17 protein-coding genes are annotated in these 18,608 nt (G+C 65.4%); 7 read left to right on the forward strand and 10 right to left on the reverse strand.

Annotated features, from left to right (window positions below):
- Positions 1-4: 4 nt before the first annotated feature.
- The 5 genes from VE25_RS20765 (at position 5) to VE25_RS20785 (ending at position 4,964) form a co-directional block, all read left to right on the forward strand.
- Entirely contained in the window at positions 5-802 is a 798-nt protein-coding gene (locus tag VE25_RS20765) for an ABC transporter permease (protein WP_046110581.1), read from the forward strand.
- Positions 799-1,575, forward strand: coding sequence for an ABC transporter ATP-binding protein (locus tag VE25_RS20770; RefSeq protein WP_046110582.1), 777 nt, complete (start codon positions 799-801; stop codon positions 1,573-1,575). The genes VE25_RS20765 and VE25_RS20770 overlap by 4 nt, the downstream gene beginning before the upstream one ends.
- On the forward strand, positions 1,551-2,552 hold the full coding sequence (locus VE25_RS20775; protein WP_046110583.1) for an ABC transporter substrate-binding protein: 1,002 nt from the start codon (positions 1,551-1,553) through the stop codon (positions 2,550-2,552). Before VE25_RS20770 ends, VE25_RS20775 begins: the two co-directional genes overlap by 25 nt.
- Positions 2,549-3,796, forward strand: a complete 1,248-nt coding sequence (locus tag VE25_RS20780) for an LLM class flavin-dependent oxidoreductase (RefSeq protein WP_052732129.1) — start codon at positions 2,549-2,551, stop codon at positions 3,794-3,796. Before VE25_RS20775 ends, VE25_RS20780 begins: the two co-directional genes overlap by 4 nt.
- 127 nt (positions 3,797-3,923) lie before the next feature.
- Positions 3,924-4,964: an ATP-binding cassette domain-containing protein gene (locus tag VE25_RS20785; protein WP_052732130.1), complete on the forward strand. Its 1,041-nt coding sequence runs from the start codon at positions 3,924-3,926 to the stop codon at positions 4,962-4,964.
- A gap of 423 nt (positions 4,965-5,387) precedes the next feature.
- Here VE25_RS20785 and VE25_RS20790 read toward each other — a convergent pair whose 3' ends face one another.
- The gene (locus tag VE25_RS20790) at positions 5,388-6,005 is read right to left on the reverse strand and encodes a hypothetical protein (protein WP_046110584.1); all 618 of its coding nucleotides are present in this window, start codon (positions 6,003-6,005) and stop codon (positions 5,388-5,390) included.
- Positions 5,998-7,170, reverse strand: a complete 1,173-nt coding sequence (locus VE25_RS20795; RefSeq protein ID WP_244466996.1) for a hypothetical protein — start codon at positions 7,168-7,170, stop codon at positions 5,998-6,000. The genes VE25_RS20790 and VE25_RS20795 overlap by 8 nt, the downstream gene beginning before the upstream one ends.
- Before the next feature lie 186 nt (positions 7,171-7,356).
- Between VE25_RS20795 and VE25_RS20800 the strand changes: the two genes are divergently transcribed.
- A complete protein-coding gene (locus tag VE25_RS20800) occupies positions 7,357-8,505 on the forward strand; it encodes a glycosyltransferase (RefSeq protein ID WP_083989096.1) in 1,149 nt (382 codons plus the stop codon).
- 1 nt (position 8,506) lies between these two features.
- Here the strand turns inward: VE25_RS20800 and VE25_RS20805 are convergent, their stop codons facing one another.
- The 8 genes from VE25_RS20805 to VE25_RS20840 form a co-directional block, all read right to left on the reverse strand.
- Positions 8,507-9,271, reverse strand: coding sequence for a class I SAM-dependent methyltransferase (locus VE25_RS20805; RefSeq protein WP_046110585.1), 765 nt, complete (start codon positions 9,269-9,271; stop codon positions 8,507-8,509).
- Positions 9,272-9,385: 114 nt separating this feature from the next.
- A complete protein-coding gene (locus tag VE25_RS20810; protein WP_046110610.1) occupies positions 9,386-10,465 on the reverse strand; it encodes an ABC transporter ATP-binding protein in 1,080 nt (359 codons plus the stop codon).
- Positions 10,466-10,605: 140 nt separating this feature from the next.
- Positions 10,606-11,694 (reverse strand): Gfo/Idh/MocA family protein, encoded by a 1,089-nt coding sequence (locus VE25_RS20815; RefSeq protein WP_046110586.1) that lies wholly within the window; start codon positions 11,692-11,694, stop codon positions 10,606-10,608.
- Positions 11,691-12,710, reverse strand: coding sequence for a Gfo/Idh/MocA family protein (locus VE25_RS20820; protein WP_046110587.1), 1,020 nt, complete (start codon positions 12,708-12,710; stop codon positions 11,691-11,693). Before VE25_RS20820 ends, VE25_RS20815 begins: the two co-directional genes overlap by 4 nt.
- A gap of 1 nt (position 12,711) precedes the next feature.
- Entirely contained in the window at positions 12,712-13,485 is a 774-nt protein-coding gene (locus VE25_RS20825) for a carbohydrate ABC transporter permease (protein WP_244466997.1), read from the reverse strand.
- 94 nt (positions 13,486-13,579) lie between these two features.
- The gene (locus tag VE25_RS20830; RefSeq protein WP_046110589.1) at positions 13,580-14,530 is read right to left on the reverse strand and encodes a carbohydrate ABC transporter permease; all 951 of its coding nucleotides are present in this window, start codon (positions 14,528-14,530) and stop codon (positions 13,580-13,582) included.
- Between the two features lie 4 nt (positions 14,531-14,534).
- The gene (locus tag VE25_RS20835; protein ID WP_046110590.1) at positions 14,535-15,824 is read right to left on the reverse strand and encodes an ABC transporter substrate-binding protein; all 1,290 of its coding nucleotides are present in this window, start codon (positions 15,822-15,824) and stop codon (positions 14,535-14,537) included.
- A gap of 294 nt (positions 15,825-16,118) precedes the next feature.
- Complete coding sequence (locus VE25_RS20840) at positions 16,119-17,405, reverse strand: ABC transporter substrate-binding protein (protein WP_046110591.1); 1,287 nt, start codon at positions 17,403-17,405, stop codon at positions 16,119-16,121.
- A gap of 194 nt (positions 17,406-17,599) precedes the next feature.
- On the opposite strand from VE25_RS20840, the gene VE25_RS20845 reads away from it, so the two are divergent.
- Positions 17,600-18,523 (forward strand): LysR family transcriptional regulator, encoded by a 924-nt coding sequence (locus VE25_RS20845; RefSeq protein ID WP_052732131.1) that lies wholly within the window; start codon positions 17,600-17,602, stop codon positions 18,521-18,523.
- Positions 18,524-18,608 lie beyond the last annotated feature (85 nt).

Here is an 18,608-nt window from a genome sequence, read left to right on the forward strand (position 1 = left end):
GGTCATGCCGATCCGATCAGTCCCACAGCGCGGCATTGCGCGCCTCCTCGTCCATGCCTGGCCAGCAGTCCTGTCGGTCACGACCCTTGTCCTCGCATGGGAAGCCTATGTGCAGCTTTCGGGCATTTCTCCTACGGCGCTGGCGGCGCCGTCGCGCGTGCTCGTTCAGGGGTTCGAGCAACGCCACGCTTTGGCCAGCCATACACTGGCGACGCTGCAGGCAACGCTGCTAGGCTTTTCCTGCTCGTTGGGTGCCGCCTTTTTGTTTTCGCTCCTCCTGGACTTCTTCCGCCCGTTGCGCCGAGCACTCTTTCCCGTCTTCATCATCACCCAAACCCTGCCACTGGTGGCGATCGCCCCGCTGGTCGTGCTCTGGTTCGGCTTCGGCCTCACGCCCAAGATCGTTCTGGTCGCGCTGGTAACGTTCTTTCCCATGCTGGTCGCACTGGTGCAGGGTTATGATTCAGCCGATCATGATATCGAGGCGCTTCTTGCCTCCATGGGAGCCTCGCGGCGGCGGATCTTTGTTGCAGCGCGCTTGCCATCAGCCCTGCCCTACTTCTTCGCCGGTCTCAGGATTTCGATCACCTATGCCGTTGTTGGGGCGATCTTCGCCGAATATGCCGGCTCCGTCCGGGGCCTTGGCATCTACATCCTCAATGCCAAGAACAATTTCCGTCCCGACCTGGTTCTGGCTGCGGTGTTCGTCAGCGCGACGCTGACCCTCTGCCTTTTCGGCGCAACTATACTGCTGCAACGCGTCACCATGCCCTGGACTCGTCTGGTGGAGCGCAAGCCATGAGCCTTGCGCGCCTCGAACTCAAATCCGTGTCCAAGCGCTTCGGCGAACTCGAGGTGCTGGACGATATCAGCCTCTCGGTGAGCCGGGGCGAATTCGTCTCCATCCTGGGCCCCTCTGGCGCCGGCAAGTCCACCATACTGCAGCTGCTGACCGGTGCGCTCCGGCACGACCGCGGAGAGATCCTCTGCGACGGCGCGCCGCTTGAAAGCAACAGTCACCGCTTCGCCTTCATGCCGCAGCGCGATGCGCTGATGCCGTGGCGCCGCATCATCGACAATGCCACGCTTGGCCTTGAAGTGCAGGGCATGACCCGTGCGGCAGCCCGTGAAAAGGTGCAGCCCCTGATTGCCGAATTCGGGCTGGCCGGCTTCGAGCGGCACTATCCGTCCCAACTGTCGGGCGGCATGCGCCAGCGCGTCGCTTTGTTGCGCACGGTGGTACAGCAAAGGTCCATGCTGCTGCTCGACGAGCCGTTTGGCGCCCTCGATGCGCTGACCCGGGCAAGGATGCAGCGCTGGCTCTCCGGCATGTGGACGCACCACAACTGGACAGTGCTGCTGATCACGCACGACGTGCGCGAAGCGGTGCTTCTCTCCGACCGCATTTATGTGCTGTCGCCGCGCCCTGCCCGCATTCTGCGTCACTACGACATTTCGCTGTCACATCCGCGCCCCCCGGCAGGAGACCCGATGCTCTCCGCCATCGAAGCTGACATTCTGCAAACCCTGCTCACTCTCGAGGAACGACCATGCCGTACTTTCGTGCCGCTCTGATCCTGTGCGCCGCCCTGATCTCCACCCCCGTTCTGGCGCAACCCGCGCCGGTGAGCGTCGCGCTCGACTGGACGCCGAACACCAATCATATCGGCCTCTTCGTCGCAGAGGCGAAGGGGTTCTACGAGGAGGCAGGGATCGAGGTCGAGATCCTTCCCTACACGGACACCTCGGCGGCAACGCTGGTCGCCAACGATGTCGCCGATTTCGGGGTCCTGGGCTCCGTCGGCCTATTCACGCAACGCACTGCCGGCGCCGATCTCGTCGCTACATATGCGCTGGTTCAGACCGAAACGGGGCGGCTGGTGTTCAGTGCCGATCGCGACGATATCCGGACGCCTCGTGATCTGGACGGAAAGATGTATGCCGGGTTCGGCAGCGGCTGGGAAACGGCTCTGATCGGCACCATCATCGGGCATGATGGCGGCCTGGGTGAGTTCGAAACCGTGACCCTGGGGACCTCGGCCTATGAGGCGCTTGCCAATGGCACGGTCGATTTCACGCTCGAAGTCTATACCTGGGAAGGCATCAAGGCCGAGCGCGACGGTCCGGCCCAACGTGCCTTCCGCTATGCCGATTATGGCGTGCCCGACCAGCATACCAATTTCCTCGGAACCACCGGCGCCTATCTCGCCGAGCATCCCGAAACCGCTCGAGCCTTCATCTCCGCGAGCCGGCGCGGCTATGCGTACGCGGTGGCGCATCCGGACGAGGCCACGGACATCCTGGTCTCCGCCAATGCCGATTCCCTGCTCGACCGCGATTTCGTGCGCGCCTCACTCCAGGCGCTCATCGATGGTCATTATCTGCAGGCCGAGGACGGCACCATCGGCACGATCGATCCAGGCAAGATGGAGGCGATGGGCAGCTTCCTTTTCGAGGCTGGCCTGCTCAAGGACGGCAACGGCGTGGCAGTTGAAGCAAAGCCGAACTTCACGACCTACTACTCCAACGACTACCTCGGCACCGCGCCATGACCTACCGCCGCATGGGGCTTAATGCGGTGATCTTCGGACTCGGCAGTCACGAGGCCGGCTGGCGCATGCCCGAGAGCGATCCGCTGGCGTCGACCGACATCGATTACTGGATCGACATTGCGCAACGGGCGGAGGCCGGCGGCTTTGATGCTCTCTTTCTCGGGGACGTTCTGGCGCTGCAGCAAAGTGCGGACAGGCATCTGTCCGATGCCATGGATCCGCTGGTGATCCTGTCTGCGCTGGCTGCCGCTACCAAGCGGATCGGACTGATCGGCACAGCCTCCACCAGCTTCGATCATCCCTTTCATCTGGCACGGCGCTTCGCCTCGCTCGACCACATCAGCAGGGGGAGAGCGGGATGGAACGTCGTCACCTCGTCCAACGCGCTCGAGGCACAGAACTTCGGGCTGGATGCCATGCCCGAACATGACCAGCGCTATGTCAGAGCTGCAGATGTGGTCGAGGCGGCGTTGGCGCTTTGGGATTCCTGGGATGCCGACGCCCGAATCGTGGACAAGGAAGCCGGCCGCTATCTCGATCCGGGCAAGATCAGGGCAGTCAATCACCATGGCCCGTATGTGCGCACCCGCGGTCCGCTCAACGTCCCGCGCTCGCCCAAAGGCCGACCGCTTCTTGCGCAAGCCGGTTCCTCACAAGCAGGCAGAGATTTCGCGGCCCGCTACGCCGATCTGGTGTTCACCGTGCAGTCGAGCCTGCCTGAAGCGCAGGAATTCTATGCGGACATGAAGGCGCGTGCCGTGCGTCTGGGCCGGTCTCCAGACAGTCTCCACATCTATCCAGGCATCGTGCCGATCGTCGCTGCGACACGCGAGGACGCGGAGGCCCGCCTGGCGCAGATGAGCAGCTTCATCGTCATCGAGCATGTGCTGGCCAAGCTTTCCGAGTTTCTGGGAGCCGATCTCTCCGGCGCTGACCTCGACGCCCCACTGCCCGCCCATGTGGGAACGGGGGCGCCCAATCAGTCGAGCCAGGGCCGGGTTGCGGTACTTGTCAACATCGCTCGGCGCGAACAGCTGACCCTGCGTCAACTCCTCATGCGCCTCGCTAGTGGGCGCGGCCACTTGCTTGCTGTCGGCACCGGATCAGACGTCGCCGCAACGATGCGGGAGTGGTTCGAAGCCGAAGCTGCTGACGGCTTCAACGTTATGGCTCCCGTGATGCCGCACGACCTGCAAAGCTTCATCGATTTCGTGATGCCGCATCTGTCTCCAGCCGCAATTTGAAGTCGTGTTAGTCAAGCGAGGGAGAATGTCACAAGACCGGTTCGGGTATGCTCGATTGTAGTGCTCCTCAGATGGCAGCTTATGAGGAGGCAGTCGAAACGCACATCACGACCGGAACGGGGGCGCTTTGCCGTCCGTCGTATCCGAGGTCATTCTGGACGTGGAGGGGCTCTGCGTCGACTATGGTCGGTTGCGGGCCGTCGACCTGGTGAATTTGCAGGTGCGCAAGGGCGAGATCGTCTGCGTCGTCGGAGAAAGTGGTTCAGGCAAATCCACCCTCGCGGGTGCTGCCCTGCGCCTACGGAGGATCGCCGAGGGGAGCATCCGCTTCCACGGCCAGGACATCACCAAGCTCAAGGCTCGTCAACTCAACGAATATCGGAAAGCGGTGCAGGCGGTCTTCCAGGACCCGTTCGGCTCACTCAATCCGCGGCTGTCGATCTTCGATATTCTGTCGGAGCCGTGGGTGATCCAGGGCAGCGATTTCCCGAAGTCCGAATGGCGGGTACGCGCAGTCGATCTGCTCAAGCAGGTGGAGCTGCCTCCCTCCGACCTCGACCGCTATCCCACCGAGTTCTCGGGCGGACAGCGCCAGCGTATCGCCATCGCCAGGGCATTGGCGCTGCGATCGGAGTTGATCGTGTGCGACGAGGCGGTCTCTGCGCTGGACATGTCTGTGCAGCGGCAGATCGTAGACCTGTTGCGAGCTCTGCGGGCACGGACCGGTGTGGCGCTTCTGTTTATCACCCATGACCTCGGCTTGGTGCGCGACTTCGCCGATCGCGTGATCGTCATGAAGGATGGAAAAGTCGTCGAAGCCGGACCGACAGCGCAGGTCTTCGATGCCCCGCAACACCTCTACACGCGAATGCTGATGGCAGCCAGCCCGGCTCAGGATCCAGACATCCAGAGGCAACGCCGCGCCGCCTTCCACGAGCTTTCGATCAACGGCGAAAAGGAGGCAGCAAGGGCACCAGTCCGAATCCGATCTCCGGGTGACATACCTCCCTTGTCGCCCCGAGCCCAAGCCTCCCTCCAGGCTTGGGCACCCCTATTCCTCAGTGCCACACGTCGAGTAGGTGTAACCAGCGAGTTGCCACGCGCAGTGAGGATTCTCGGAGGGGCTGGGGAATTTGTGAGTGTCCTCCATAGGCTAGTCAATCCCTGAACGAGTGCGGCGTAGAAAGGTTAGGACGGTCAGGCCCGAACGGCAGCTTTGGGGGTCGTGCCTCAGGTGGTCTGAATGTTTGGAATGGTGCGCGAGGCGGTCATTCCCGTATCATCACCGCTACTTTACCCCAGAAGCCAAGCATTTGGACGCTTCCTGGTTCCTGTCCAGGAATTACCCGCCTCTGCTCTCGGCTTCATTCTGGTTCCCTAGAGGAAGCTAAGCGCGCATTTTCTTGATCCCACGAAACTCGTACTGACGGGCATAGCCGTGCAAGAGCGCGTATTCCAACCTATTGGAACGACGGTGCAATTTCTGCCTTGCCAAGGTTAGGGTCGTGGGTTCGAATCCCATCGCCCGCTCCAAATATCAAGGCTGGGCAAAGCCTCGATGACAAAAGGGCCGCAAGGCCCTTTTTGCTTTTCAGCGTTCCGCCGGCACCAGTCCCGCCGCCAGCAGCTTGATGGCGCGCTTGCGGGTATCCGGCGCGCCGGGATAGGCGCGCACGGCATCGGGAAAGTCGAGGGCGATGTCGACGACCGTGCGGCCGGCCAGCGCCGCGGCGGGGATCGGCAGGCTGACGCGGCGCGCGGGATCGCGCGGCACCGAGATCTCCCCCAATCCCTCGCCATTGGCCGAAACCCGCACCCGCTGCAGCGCCGGTCCCGGCAGGTCGACCGCAACGAGCTCAAGCACGAGGTCGAGCGGTGGCGCATCGGGGTCGACGGCAAAGCGCAGGCGCGAGGTCTCGCCGACCGAATGGGTTCCGTCGCCGGCCGGCCCTTCCCAGCCGCAGGGCTTGAGCTCGAGCGCCGCCTCGACGCCGTCCGGGCGGAAGGAGACGATGCGGCCGATTTTATACTCGCCGGTCATCGGCTGGGGAAGGCAGGTGGTGGTCTTGTCGATGTAGTAGGCGCGATACTCGCCCCCGGCACCCGGATTGAGCGCCCGCCAGAGGACGACGAGCTCGATGGCGACGACCAGCGCGACGGCCGCATAGGCCCATAAATCCTCCCTCGAAAATCGCTTCGCCTCAGACAAGAGAGAGATACCCCGTAAGCCACCCGAAGGTGCCGAAATAGCCGCCGGCGAGCAGCACCAGCAGCGCCAGCGCGAAGAGCCAGGAGCGGGCGGCGAGAAGCTCGACGGCCATCAGGCACACGGGCGCCAGCCCGGCCATGAAGCGCACGAACGAGATCGTGCCGGCGCTGAGGGGAATGACGATGCAGAAAAGGCTAAAGACCGCCTCCGGCAATCGCCGCTTCCAGGCGAGGACGCCGGTCATGACGAGCCCGAAGACGGCGGCAAGGCCTTGCTGCTGGGGCGTCGACGGCAGGAATCCGGCCCCGGGAAAGCTCGTCAGCGAGTGCCAGAGATAGACGGCCGGGTTGCCGACCACCCGCCCCCAGGCCCGCTGCACGTGCTGGAAGGCGAGCGCATCGCCCAGCTGCCAGTCGAGATAGGCCATATAGACGAAGGCGCCGAGCGGCGAGACGACGATGGCCAGGAGCCAGAACGGGCGCTTCAGCAGTTCCGGGATGAAGCCGGCGACCGTCCCGCCCCGCCGGCGGTGCTCGAGGAACATGGCGATGACGATGGCAAAGACGATGAAGACGCCGACGATCCGCGTCGCCGAGAGCAGCGCCGCCAGCACGCCGGCGAGCAGATAGTTGGATTGCCGGAGCGCCAGGAACACGCCGATGGTCAGGAGAACGAACATCGCCTCCGTCATGAAGGTGGTGAAATAGACCGAGAACGGCCCGGCCAGCAGGAACGCGGCATAGAGCGCGTAGGCACGCCGGTTGCCGGCCAGCAGCGGCCAGGCCGCGACGGCCGCCGCGTAGGAGACGGCAAGGGAGACCAGCGTCGCCGTCACCATGGTCGGGAACGGCAGGATCAGCCGCGCAAGACCCACGAGCCCCGGAAAGAGGGGAAAGAACGCCCAGTTGCCGCCGGCGACGCGCGCCGGCACCGGGAAGGGATCGTAGCCCTCCTCGGCGATGCGCACGTACCACTCGCAGTCCCACCGGCAGAGCGCCTGCGCGAAGTCGGCGGCCGGGACGCCGGGCAGCGCCGCCCGGAAGGCAAGGAACCGCAGCGCCAGCCCCGCGACGAGAAACGCCAGCGGCACCAGCATGACGAAGACTGACGCTGCCGGAACGGCAAGGGCGCGGTCTCGCACGAGTGGGTCGGTCGGCAGGTTCACTGCATTTGTCGCCGGCAGGAGGATCGCGAACGCGCCAGCATGCCGCGCCGCCGGGGCGCAGGCAAGCCGGGACGCGCGATGAGAATGGCGCATGGCAGCCATGCAACGAATGCAGGAAACCGGCGTTATCGGCGGATGTTAAATCGGACGGCCGGCATCCGCCGGTTGAAGGCAGCCGAGGAACGGATGTCGGACATCGCTGGTAGCCACCCGGGAACTCCTACGGCCGGTCAGGAGAGCGGTTATGCCGCGCCGCACCTGGCGGTGATCGTGCCGAGCTTCAATGAGCGCGACAACATCGAGCTGCTCTACGAGCGCCTGGCCCTCGCGCTCGACGGCATCCCCTTCGAGATGGTCGTCGTCGACGACGACAGCCCCGACGGCACCGCCGGCCTCACCCGCGAGCTGGCGCAGGTCTATCCCAACATCCGCTGCATCCGCCGCTACGGGCGACGGGGCCTTTCCTCGGCGTGCGTCGAAGGCATGGCCTCGACGGCCGCGCCTTACCTCGCCGTCATCGACGCCGACCTGCAGCACGACGAGCGCATCCTTCCGCAGATGCTGGAGGAGGCAAAGGCCGGCGCCGACCTCGTCGTCGGTTCGCGCTTTGCCGGGCATGGTTCGGCGGCGGGCGGCCTCTCGCGCGCCCGCCAGCGCGGCAGCGCGCTTGCGACGCGCCTTGCCGGCCTCGTCGTCGGCGAGGCGGTTTCCGATCCGATGAGCGGCTATTTCCTGATGCCGCGCACGACTTTCGATGCCGTGGCGTCGCGCCTCAACAAGGACGGCTTCAAGATCCTGCTCGACCTCATCGCCACCTCGCGCCGGCAGGGCCGCCATCTCGCCATCGCCGAGGTGCCCTACGACTTCCGCCCGCGCCACGCCGGCGAAAGCAAGATGAGCCCGCTGATCGTCGTCCAGTATCTGGGGCTCTGGCTCTCGCAGCTGACCCGCGGCGTCCTGCCGACGAGCTTCCTGCTGTTCGCCATGGTGGGCGCCAGCGGCATCTTCGTCCATATGGCGATGCTCGCCCTGGCGACGGGGCCGCTCGGCCTGCCGTTCGTTCCCGCCCAGGTCACCGCGACCCTCGTCGCCATGACCTCCAACTTCTTCCTCAACAATGTCCTCACTTATGCCGACAGGCGCCTGCATGGCTCGCGGCTGTGGCTGGGACTCCTTGGTTTCTATGTCATCTGTTCGCTCGGCGGTATCGCCAACATCTCGGTCGCCACCATGGTCTACGACCTGCGCCACGAAACCTTCGTCAGCGGCCTCGCCGGCGCGCTGATGAGCTCGGTGTTCAACTACGCGGTCACCCGGGTCTTCACCTGGAAATAAGCTATCGCTTCACCAGGGTGATCAGCGCGTACCAGGCGAAGCGGTTGACGTAGGGCAGCGTCAGGACGAGCGCGTCGACGCCGCGGCCCGCCGAATAGGCGAATGCGCGCGCCCCGGCCGGCACCATGGCGCTGGCGACCGAGAAGAGGCCGAAATAGCGCACGCCGACATCGGCGAAATAACGCCGCGCCAGGGCGAAATCGCTGACCAGCAGCGGGTGCTCGTCGGGGGTGCGGATATCGGGCGTGCGCCGCCGATAGGCGTTGAGGACGGGATTGTGCCCCATCGGCTCGAAGAACGAGGCGACGCCGCCTGGCCTCAGCACCCGCGACACCTCGGCAAAGCAGCGGTCGAGATCGAGGTGGTGGATGATGCCGCGCCCGTAGACGAGGTCGAAGCTTTCGTCGGGAAACGCCATCTCCTCGGCGTTCATGGCGAGGAACCGCGCCGTGTTGGCGGCGCCGAGCTGCCGGGCCCGCTTGTTGGCGCGCTCCACGGCGATATCCGAGATGTCGATGCCGACGAGCGACCGGCAGACGGCCGGCAGTTGCAGCGCATCGAGGCTCCATCCCCCCGTCGAGCAACCATATTCCAGCACGTCCGCGCCCGCGGCGAGTTCCTTGACCTGCGCGTCCTGCTGCATGGCGCCGTGGCGGATCGCCCAGTACCATTTGTCGAGGTGTCGCCTCGGGTCTTCCTCCTGAGCGAAGCGCTCGTTGTGGAAATCCCGTTCGCGATCGACGACGTTCCGGCGAGCCTCATCCATGATCCCCTCCCGATCGGCGAGCAGCCGGGAGAGATTAAGCCGCGCCTATTGCGGCAGGATGATGAATGTAGCGAGCGCTAGGACCAATCGCCATCAGCTGAATGGCGATTGGTCCTAGACCGCTCGGCCCTCGCCATCGAACACATGGCACTTGGCCGGGTCGACATGGGCGATGACGGCGGAGCCGAGCGCGATCTCGCGCTGACCCTCGAGGACGATGGTCAGGCCCGTGCCGTCGGGAGCGGTGGTATAGAGCAGGGTCTGCCCGCCGAGGTTCTCGACGAGGTCGACCTTGACCTCGGCGAAAGGCACGCCCGACCCGTCGGCGATGCCGATGTGCTCGGGGCGCACGCCGAAGGTCAGCGCGTCGCCGGCCTTGGCGGCGACCGGGCGCGAGAGCGCCAGCGACCCGCCGGCGACGGCAAGCTTTGCCCCCCGCCCGTCGGCGGCCTCGAGCGAGGACTTGAAGAAGTTCATCTTGGGGCTGCCGATGAAGCCGGCGACGAAGAGGTTGGCCGGCTTGTTGTAGAGCTCGAGCGGGGCGCCCGCCTGCTCGATGTTGCCGGCCGAGAGCACCACGATCTTGTCGGCCATGGTCATGGCCTCGACCTGGTCGTGCGTCACATAGATCATGGTGTTGCCCAGATCGTTGTGGAGCTTGGCGATCTCGACGCGCATCTGCACGCGCAGTTCCGCATCGAGGTTGGACAGGGGCTCGTCGAAGAGGAAAATGCGCGGCTCGCGGGTGATGGCGCGCCCGATGGCGACGCGCTGGCGCTGGCCGCCCGAGAGCTGCTTGGGCTTGCGCTGCAGCAGCGGCTCGATGCGCAGGATCTGCGCCGCCTTCTCCACCTTCTGCTTGATCTCGGCCTTGGGCACCCTGGCGGTCTCGAGGCCGAAGGCGAGGTTCTGGTAGACGCTCATGTGCGGGTAGAGCGCATAGCTCTGGAACACCATGGCGATGCCGCGCTTGGCCGCCGGCACCTCGTTCATGCGCTCGCCCTCGATGAGGAGCTCGCCGCCGGTGATCGGCTCCAAGCCCGCGATCATGCGCAGGAGCGTCGACTTTCCGCAGCCCGAGGGGCCGACGAAGACGACGAACTCGCCCGGATCGATGGTGAGGTCGACGCCATGGACGACCTCGAGGTCGCCATAGGCCTTGACGATCTTCTTGAGTTCAACGCTTGCGGCCATGGCCGTTTCCTCCCTTGGGCGCCGGTCCTTGCCCGGATCGGCGCTTGCCTTCGTCAGTATGGTGTGGCGCAGGTCCTGCCTGCCGTTCAGGTCTTCCATGCCGCGTTTGCGAGCCGCAAAATCCTCTTTTGCTAGAAACGCTAGGCGAACTCAGCCGGCACCCAGCTCTTGTAGCGCGCGTGGCCCGGGCCGATCGGCAGCTCCACGTCCTCATGCGTCGTCGAGGAATGGTAGAACGCCGTCACCAGCTCCAGCGCCCGGCGCGAATCCGCGCTCGTCACCGGCAGCGGCGCCTTGCCGAGGAGCGCGGCGTGGAAGCGCGCCATCTGCGTGGTGAACCGCGGCGGCACGTGCTGCCAGTTCTCGAGGAGCGCGGCGATCCTCTCGGCCGTTTCCGGCGAGCGCGGCAGGATTTTCCACGGCTTGGCGCCGGGATTGTAGGGCGCATGGTCGCTCTCGAACGAGACGTTCTCGAAAGCGAGCCGGATGCGGGTGATCTCGTCGGCCGACCCGAGCGTCGCCGTGAAGCTGCCGAGCGCCCCGTTCTCGAGCTCGAGGCTGGCGGTCACGCAATCTTCGACCTCGATGGTGTTGACGCGCGTGGCGACGCGTCCGAAGAGGCGCTTGATGTCGCCCATGAGGTAGGTGAAGAGGTCGTGCTGGTGGATGGCGTGGGTCATCAGCACCCCGCCGAGCTCGGTCTTCCACTTGCCGCGCCAGGGCACGGCATAATAGTCGGGCCCGCGCGTCCAGAGCGTCTCGACCGTGCCCACATAGGGCTTGCCGGCGATGCCCGCATCGATGATGGCCTTGGCCTGCTCGATGCCGTCGCCGAACCGGTACTGGAAGACCGGCATCAGCAGGCCCTTGGAGACCTTCTCCCTGGCGATGACCTCGTCGACTTCCGCCAGCGAGCCGACCAACGGCTTTTCGCACACGACGTGCTTGCCCGCGTCGAGCGCGGCCATCACCATCGGGTAGTGCAGGCCCGGTGGCGTGCACACGTCGATGATGTCGATGTCGTCCATGGCGAGGAGATCGTCGAAATTCGTCACCCGCCGCTCGATCCCGAACTCGTCGGCGATCGGCGTCATGCGCTCGACGTTGAGGTCGCAGAGCGCCTTGACCTCGAACTTGTCGGCATTGGGCTCATAGCCCTCGACGATGTGGCTGCGCCCGATGCCGCAGCCGACGATGGCGACGCGGAAGCGCTGGTTGGCGGCGGTCATTGCTGCCACTCCGTTCCGATTTCGGCGAGGTTCTGCGCGGTCAGCGCCAGCTCCATCGCCTTGTAGCACCGCGCCTGCGGCATCGCCGTCTCGGTGCGGTCGCGCACGTCGGCCAGGAACTGCCGGCCGAACGGCAGGTCCGTTCCCGAGCAGTCGATATGGCGCGGCGCATCCTTGTTGACGAGGAAGAGGTGGTCGGTGCCCGGCCGTCCGGCGATGTCGATATATTTGCGCAGCTCGATATAGCCCTCGGTGCCGAGGATGATGAGGCGTCCGTCGCCCCAGGTCGGCAGCCCGCCGGGCGTGAACCAGTCGACGCGGATATAGCCGGTCGTGCGCGGCGTCTTCAGATGTACATCGCCCACATCCTGCAGGCCCGGCCGGTCGGGATGGGCGCGGTTGGCGACGCTTGCCGACAGCACCTCGGCATCGAGCGCGTCCGAGAAGAACAGGAACTGCTCGAACTGGTGGCTGGCGATGTCGGTGAGGATGCCGCCATAGCGCTTGCGCTCGAAGAACCAGTCGGGACGCTGGTTGTTGCGGATGGCGTGGGGGCCCAGCCCCATGGTCTGGATGACCTCGCCGATCGCGCCCTGCGCGATGAGGTTGCCGGCCTCGACCGTGGCGCGCACCTCGAAGTGCTCGGAATAGAGCACCGAATAGATACGCCCGGTCTCGGCCTGCACCCGCTTGATCTCGGCAAGCTGCTCGAGACTGGTCATGCCGGGCTTGTCCGAGAGCACGTCCTTGCCGTGGCGCATGGCCGCGATCGAGATCTCGGCGCGGTCGCCCGGAATGGCGGCCGTGGTGACGATGGCGATCGAAGGATCCTCGAGGATCTCACGCCGGTCGGCGACGCGCTTGGCCTCCGGGAACTTGGCCGAGAAGGCGCTGGCCAGGTCGTCTTCGGGCGCGAAGAAGGCGACGAACGTCGCCCCCGCGCGCTTGAGGCACTCCACTTGGCCGTAGATATGGCTGTGGTTGATGCCGATGGCGGCAAACTTCAGGTCGGACATATCAGCGTTTCATACCCGTGGTCGCGATGCCTTCGATGAGCAATCGCTGGAAGAAGAGGAAGAAGAGGAAGACCGGCACCAGGGTCAGCACCGACATGGCGAGCATGCCGCCGAAATCGGACTGGCCGGTGGAGTCGACGAAGGTCCGCAACCCCAGCTGCACGGTATACTGGCGCATTTCGCTCAGATAGATCAGCGGCCCGAGGAAATCGTCCCAGGTCCAGATGAAGGTGAAGATCGCCGCCGTCGCCAGCACCGGCAGCGACAGGGGCATGATGATCTTCCAGTAGATGCGCCAGGGCGAGCAGCCGTCCATCATCGCCGCCTCGTCGAGCTCCTTGGGCAGGCCGCGGAAGAACTGCACCATCAGGAAGATAAAGAAGGCGTCGGCGGCCAGGAACTTCGGCACCACCAGCGGCAGGAACGAGTTGACCCAGCCGAGGTTGAGGAAGAGCACGTATTGCGGGATGAGCGTGACGTGATAGGGCAGCATCAGCGTCATCAGCATCAGCGCGAACCAGAAGTTGCGGCCGCGGAATTGCAGGCGCGCGAAGGCATAGGCGGCCAGCGAACAGGCAAAGACGTTGCCGGCGATCGACAGGATCGCGATGACGAAGGAATTGAGGAAGAACGTGCCGAACGAGACGCGCAGTCCGCTCCAGCCGCGGAAATAGGCATCGATGCTCCACGAGGACGGCCAGAGGCTCGAGGACGTGAAGATCTCGTTCTCAGGCCGGAAGGTCGAGGCCAGCATCCAGAGCAGGGGATAGAGCATCAGGATCGAGGCGCCGACCAGCAGCACATGCGCAACGACGGTGAAGATGCGCCGGCGGGTGCGGGACCCCCGGCTGCCGACGACGGTCAGGGCCTCAGTCGTCATAGTGCACCCAATACTTCGAGGTGAGGAACGAGAAGGCGGTGAACGCGGCGATCATGAGCAGGAGGAACCAGGCGAGCGCCGAGGCATAGCCCATGCGGAAGAAGCCGAACGCCTCCTGGTAGAGATAGAGCGTATAGAAGAGCGTCGAGTTGATCGGCTGCCCGGTGCCGCCCGAGATGACGAAGGCGGGCGTGAAGCTCTTGAAGGCGTCGATCGTCTGCACGATGGCGTTGAAGAAGACGACCGGCGTCAGGAGCGGCAGCGTGATCTTCCAGAACTGGCGCCACTTGCTGGCCCCGTCGAGCGAGGCCGCCTCGTACATGTCCTGCGGGATCTGCCGCAGCCCGGCGAGGAAGATGATCATCGGCGAGCCGAACTGCCAGACCGAGAGGATGATCAGCGTCCATAGCGAATAGTTGGGATTCGAGATCCAGCTCGGCCCGATGATGCCGAAATTGGCCAGGAACTGGTTGACCAGCCCGTCGCCGGCAAAAAGCTGCCGCCAGAGGATGGCGATGGCGACGCTCCCGCCTAGGAGCGAGGGCAGGTAGAACACCGCCCGGTAGAGCGGCAGGCCCTTCAGCCCCCGGTTGAGCAGCATCGCCACGGCCAGCGCGAAGGCGAGCTTCAGGGGCACCGAGAAGATGACGAAGAAGAAGGTGACCCGCATGGCCGCCGCGAACTTGGGATCGTTCGTGAACATGCGCGTATAGTTGGCCGCGCCCACCCAGTCCGGGGTCGTCAGCAGGTCGAAATTGGTGAACGAGAGATAGAGCGAGGTGATCATCGGCCCGACGGTCAAGCCGAAGAAGCCGATGAGCCAGGGTAGAAGGAACAGATAGCCGGGCCCGTCCTGCTGCCAGATACGGGCCCAGACGCCGGTCTTGGCGACCGCGCGCCCGGTGGCCGAAACTCCGGTCTCCATGGAGCGCGCGGTCATGCGATCACGCCCGCTCGAGGATTGCGGTGGCGTCGGTCACGAACGCCCTGGCGCCGTCTTCGGGGCTGCGCGCGCCGAAGGCGATTTCCTGGCTGATCGTGCGCAGGAGCGAGGAGTCGATCTCGCCGGCCGCCGGCGGCGGGGGCGGGGGCAACGGCCCGAGCAGGTCGCCGAGATTGGCCACGAAGTTGAGCGCGATCTGGCTCTTTTCGTCGAGCGTCGGGGCGAGCGCCTCACGCACGGCCGCCGAGCAGGGAATGCCGCGCTCGACGCCGAGGATCTGGGCCGCGTCCGGATTGTTGACGAAGAACGAGATGAACTCGGCCGCCGCCTGGGCATTGGCTTCCGAACCGCCCACCGAGAAGAACATCGAGGGCTTGCGGTAGTGACCGCCGCCGGCGCCGGCGGCGATGCGCGGGTAGTTGACGATGGTCAGGTCGTCCTGGCTGATCGCCTGGTAGGCGACGAGCTGGTTGGAGTTCGAGGGCATGGTCGCCGACTTGCCGAGGATGACCATGGTCGATTCCATCGCGCCGGTGTCGAGCGCCTGCGACTCGGCGTCGACGCAAACACCCGCCTCGCGCAGGCTCGCCCACATGCGGAACCACTCGACCGCTTCCTCCTCGCCGAAGCCGAGCTTGCCGTCGGCGGTATAGAGGGCGAGGCCGTGCTGGCGCAGCCAGTTGTCGAGCATGGGCTCGGTGCCCGAGGCGTCCGAGATCGCCTTCATGCCGCCGCGGATATTGGCGGAATTGAAGGCCTCGCCCATGGCCATGTAGTCGTCGTAGGTCGAGTCGCGGTTGGGCGGCTCGACGCCGACTTCCTCGAAGGCGGTATTGTTGACGAGCACGGCCACCGAGTTCGCCCCGAGGCTGATGCCGAAGAGCTGCCCGCCGACCTTGCCGCCTTCGAGCTGATCCTCGTCGAAGTCGGTCAGCTGCAGCGGCCCGCCCACGAACTGGTCGAGGGGGCGGATGGCGCTGCGCGTCGCGTATTCGACGATGTAGCGGTAGTCCATCTGGATGATGTTGGGGGCGTTGCCGCCGGCGACCTGGGTGGCGAGCTTGGTCCAGTAGTCGTTCCAGGCGAGGAATTCGCCCTCGATGTCGCCGCCGTTCTGCTCGGTATAGAGGTCGGCGACCTTGTAGGTGCGGTCTGCGCGGTCCTGCCCACCCCAGAAGATGAGGCGCAGGCGCCCGTCCTGCCCGAAGGCCGGACGCAGGCCCATGGCGCCGGCCGCGGCGAGCGCCGAAGATCCCATCAGGAACTGTCGTCTGTCGAATCGTAGAGTCATTGTTCTCCTCCCGGAACATGCCGCGCCGGCAAAGGCCGAGGCGGAAGCGTTGTGGCGACCTCCCTGTCGCCATGAACCGACCAGTTACTTGTTCTCCTGCCGATCCTTCGGCTCGGGATGGTGCGGTGCCGGCCCGATCAAAGCACGAGCGGCGGCAGCGCGCAAATAACTAGCTGGTTACAAATCTGTCGCAGTCGACCCTTCGCGTGTCAAGCCTCTTGTATGGAAGATGGACCCACCGTCGCGACGTCCTTCCGCGGCTGGTCACGGTTCCTGGTGCCGCGGGCCGAACCATCACCGCGCCCGCCCGAGGGTGTCGACGACCTGCTGGAAGAACTGGGGGCCGGCATCGGCGGGCGATTGCGCCCCGAAGGCGACCTCCTGGCTCTTGGTCTTGAGCGCCACCTCGATCTCGCCGGCCGCGGGCGGCGGCGTCGGAGGCACCGGACCCGCGATCGCGCCGAGGTCGGAGATGTACTTGACCGCCATCTGGCTGCGCTCGTCAAGCTCGGCCGTCACCGCCTCGCGCATGGTCGAGGAGGCCGGCACGCCACGCTCGACGCCGAGGAGCGCCGCCGCTTCCGGCGTGTTGACGAAGAAATCGATGAACTCGGCAGCCGTGTCGGCGGCGGCGGACCGTGCCGAGATCGAGAAATACTGCGAGGAATTGCGGTAGTGCCCGCCGGTCGAACCGGGCGCGATGGCCGGATAGATGGCGATGCCCAGCGCGTCCTGCACCAGCGTCTGGTAGGCCACCAGCTGGTTGGAGGTGGTGAAGTTCATCGCCGCCTTGCCGCGCACCAGCGGCGAGGTCTCGAGCGCGCCGGTGTCGACGGCCTGCTCGTCGGGCGAAACGATGGCGCCGGCGGCGCGCAGCTCCGCCCAGAGCTCGAACCACTGCGTGATGTCGGCCGCCTCGAACGCCGGCTCGCCGTCTGCATAGAGGGCCTTGCCGCGCTGGCGCAACCAGTTCTCGAACAGCAGCTCGATGCCGCTGCCGTCGGGTGAGAGAGCCATGGCGCCGCCGGTCGCGGCGGCGAATTCCCTGCCCTTCGCCAGCAGATCGTCATAGGTCCAGGCCATCGGCGCGATCTCGATCCCGGCCTCGGCGAGCGCGGTCGCGTTATAGACCGTGGCGCCGGCCGCAACGCCCAGGCTGATGCCGTAGAGCTGCCCGTCGATCGTGCCGTTGCTCAACTGGTCGGCATCGAACGCATCGAGGTTGAGGCGCTCGCCGACATAGCCGTCGAGGGGCGCGAGCGTGCCGCGCCGCGCATATTCCCCTATATAGCGGTAGTCCATCTGCACGATGTCGGGCGCGTTGCCGCCGGCGGTCTGCGTGGCGAGCTTGGGCCAGTAGTCGGCCCAGCTCAGGAACTCGCCCTCGATGGCGGTGCCGGCATGCGTCTCGGAGTAGAGGTCCGCCACCGCGAAGGTGCGGTCGGCGCGGGCCTGCCCGCCCCAGAAGATCAGGCGCAGGCGCGCGTCCTGCGCGAAAGCGGAATGAAGCCCCGTCGCGCCGAAGGCGGCAAGGGCGGCCGCACCCTGCATCAGCTGACGGCGGGAAATACGCAAAGACATGCGTCCTCCGATCTATGTCCACGGCGGTCTGCGCCGCCTCAACTTTCAGGTGCCCCCGACGCATGTAACTATTCGGTTACCTGGCGCAGGCACTTCTCGCCACCGATCATGCACAATCTTCCATACATGACATAATACGAAATTTCGCCGATACTATAGAAACTATCTATGACAGGGGTGGAGGACCAAAAGCCATGGACAAGCTCCTGCAGCAGTTTCTGGCTATCGCCGAAGCCGGCAGCATCACAGCGGCGACCGGGGCGCTGCACGTCACGCAGCCGACCCTGACCTTCAACATGCGAAAGCTCGAGGAGAATCTGGGAGTTTCGCTGTTCGTGCGCTCCTCGCAGGGCATCCGTCTCACGCCCTATGGCGAGACGCTCTACGAGAACGCGCGGCTGATGCAGCGCCTCTACGACAACATGCTGACGACCATCGCCGAGCAGCGGGTGCGCAACGAGCGCGGCATATCGCTGGGCTGCGGCTATTCCTGGTGGACGCTGTTCGTGCGCGACATGGTGCTCGACTATCGCAATCAGTTCCCCAGCGCGCCGGTGCAGGTCAGCCTCGGCAATCAGCTGCGCTGCATGGACCAGCTCCTTTCCGGCGACATCGCCCTCTTCATCGCCCATGAGATCGAGGGCCTCAGCACTGGAGCCGGGGCCGATTTCGTGCCCATCAGCCAGGTGCACAACGGCTTCTTCGTGCGCCAGGGCCATCCGCTCCTCGCCGCGCCCTGTACGCTCGCCGAGATCGAGGCCTACCCGCAGGTGACGAGCTCACCCCCCGAGAGCCGCCATCAGCGCTTCTTCGACGTGTCGCGCCGTCGCGCCCGGGTCGAGACGGTCTTCGACCGCACCAGCTTCGTCTTCGGCTCGAACTCGATGTCGGCCTGCGTCGACTATGTACGCGCGACCGACGCGGTGCTGCGCCACACCCATGTCATGGCGCCCGCCTTCGCCGAGCGCGGCCTTGCCGAAGTTCCCCAGAAGCAGGCGCCGCGCGAGATGCTGATGGGCGTCTACGTGCTCGCCGAAAGGCGCAGCGAAGAGCGCGTGGCCGACCTCCTCGACCGCGTCGTCACCGCAGCGCGCGCCGTGTTGCCGGAGGTGAGGTAGTCTGGGGTCATTTCACGATCGGTGAGGAACCACGAGCCGGTCGACTCCCCTCCCTCCTGCAGCCCTTGAGGGGAGGGGCTGGGGG

This window comes from Devosia geojensis, assembly GCF_000969415.1.
GTDB lineage: Bacteria > Pseudomonadota > Alphaproteobacteria > Rhizobiales > Devosiaceae > Devosia > Devosia geojensis.

What these genes read in the sequence shown, in the direction of transcription:
- VE25_RS20770 (WP_046110582.1), top strand. Translation starts at nt 799, where the DNA reads ATGAGCCTTGCGCGCCTCGAACTCAAATCCGTGTCCAAGCGCTTCGGC.
- VE25_RS20775 (WP_046110583.1), top strand. Translation starts at nt 1,551, where the DNA reads ATGCCGTACTTTCGTGCCGCTCTGATCCTGTGCGCCGCCCTGATCTCC.
- VE25_RS20830 (WP_046110589.1), bottom strand. Translation starts at nt 14,530, where the DNA reads ATGACCGCGCGCTCCATGGAGACCGGAGTTTCGGCCACCGGGCGCGCG.
- VE25_RS20840 (WP_046110591.1), bottom strand. Translation starts at nt 17,405, where the DNA reads ATGTCTTTGCGTATTTCCCGCCGTCAGCTGATGCAGGGTGCGGCCGCC.
- VE25_RS20835 (WP_046110590.1), bottom strand. Translation starts at nt 15,824, where the DNA reads ATGACTCTACGATTCGACAGACGACAGTTCCTGATGGGATCTTCGGCG.
- VE25_RS20780 (WP_052732129.1), top strand. Translation starts at nt 2,549, where the DNA reads ATGACCTACCGCCGCATGGGGCTTAATGCGGTGATCTTCGGACTCGGC.
- VE25_RS20800 (WP_083989096.1), top strand. Translation starts at nt 7,357, where the DNA reads ATGTCGGACATCGCTGGTAGCCACCCGGGAACTCCTACGGCCGGTCAG.
- VE25_RS20805 (WP_046110585.1), bottom strand. Translation starts at nt 9,271, where the DNA reads ATGGATGAGGCTCGCCGGAACGTCGTCGATCGCGAACGGGATTTCCAC.
- VE25_RS20815 (WP_046110586.1), bottom strand. Translation starts at nt 11,694, where the DNA reads ATGACCGCCGCCAACCAGCGCTTCCGCGTCGCCATCGTCGGCTGCGGC.
- VE25_RS20765 (WP_046110581.1), top strand. Translation starts at nt 5, where the DNA reads ATGCCGATCCGATCAGTCCCACAGCGCGGCATTGCGCGCCTCCTCGTC.
- VE25_RS20820 (WP_046110587.1), bottom strand. Translation starts at nt 12,710, where the DNA reads ATGTCCGACCTGAAGTTTGCCGCCATCGGCATCAACCACAGCCATATC.
- VE25_RS20825 (WP_244466997.1), bottom strand. Translation starts at nt 13,485, where the DNA reads ATGCTCTATCCCCTGCTCTGGATGCTGGCCTCGACCTTCCGGCCTGAG.
- VE25_RS20810 (WP_046110610.1), bottom strand. Translation starts at nt 10,465, where the DNA reads ATGGCCGCAAGCGTTGAACTCAAGAAGATCGTCAAGGCCTATGGCGAC.
- VE25_RS20845 (WP_052732131.1), top strand. Translation starts at nt 17,600, where the DNA reads ATGGACAAGCTCCTGCAGCAGTTTCTGGCTATCGCCGAAGCCGGCAGC.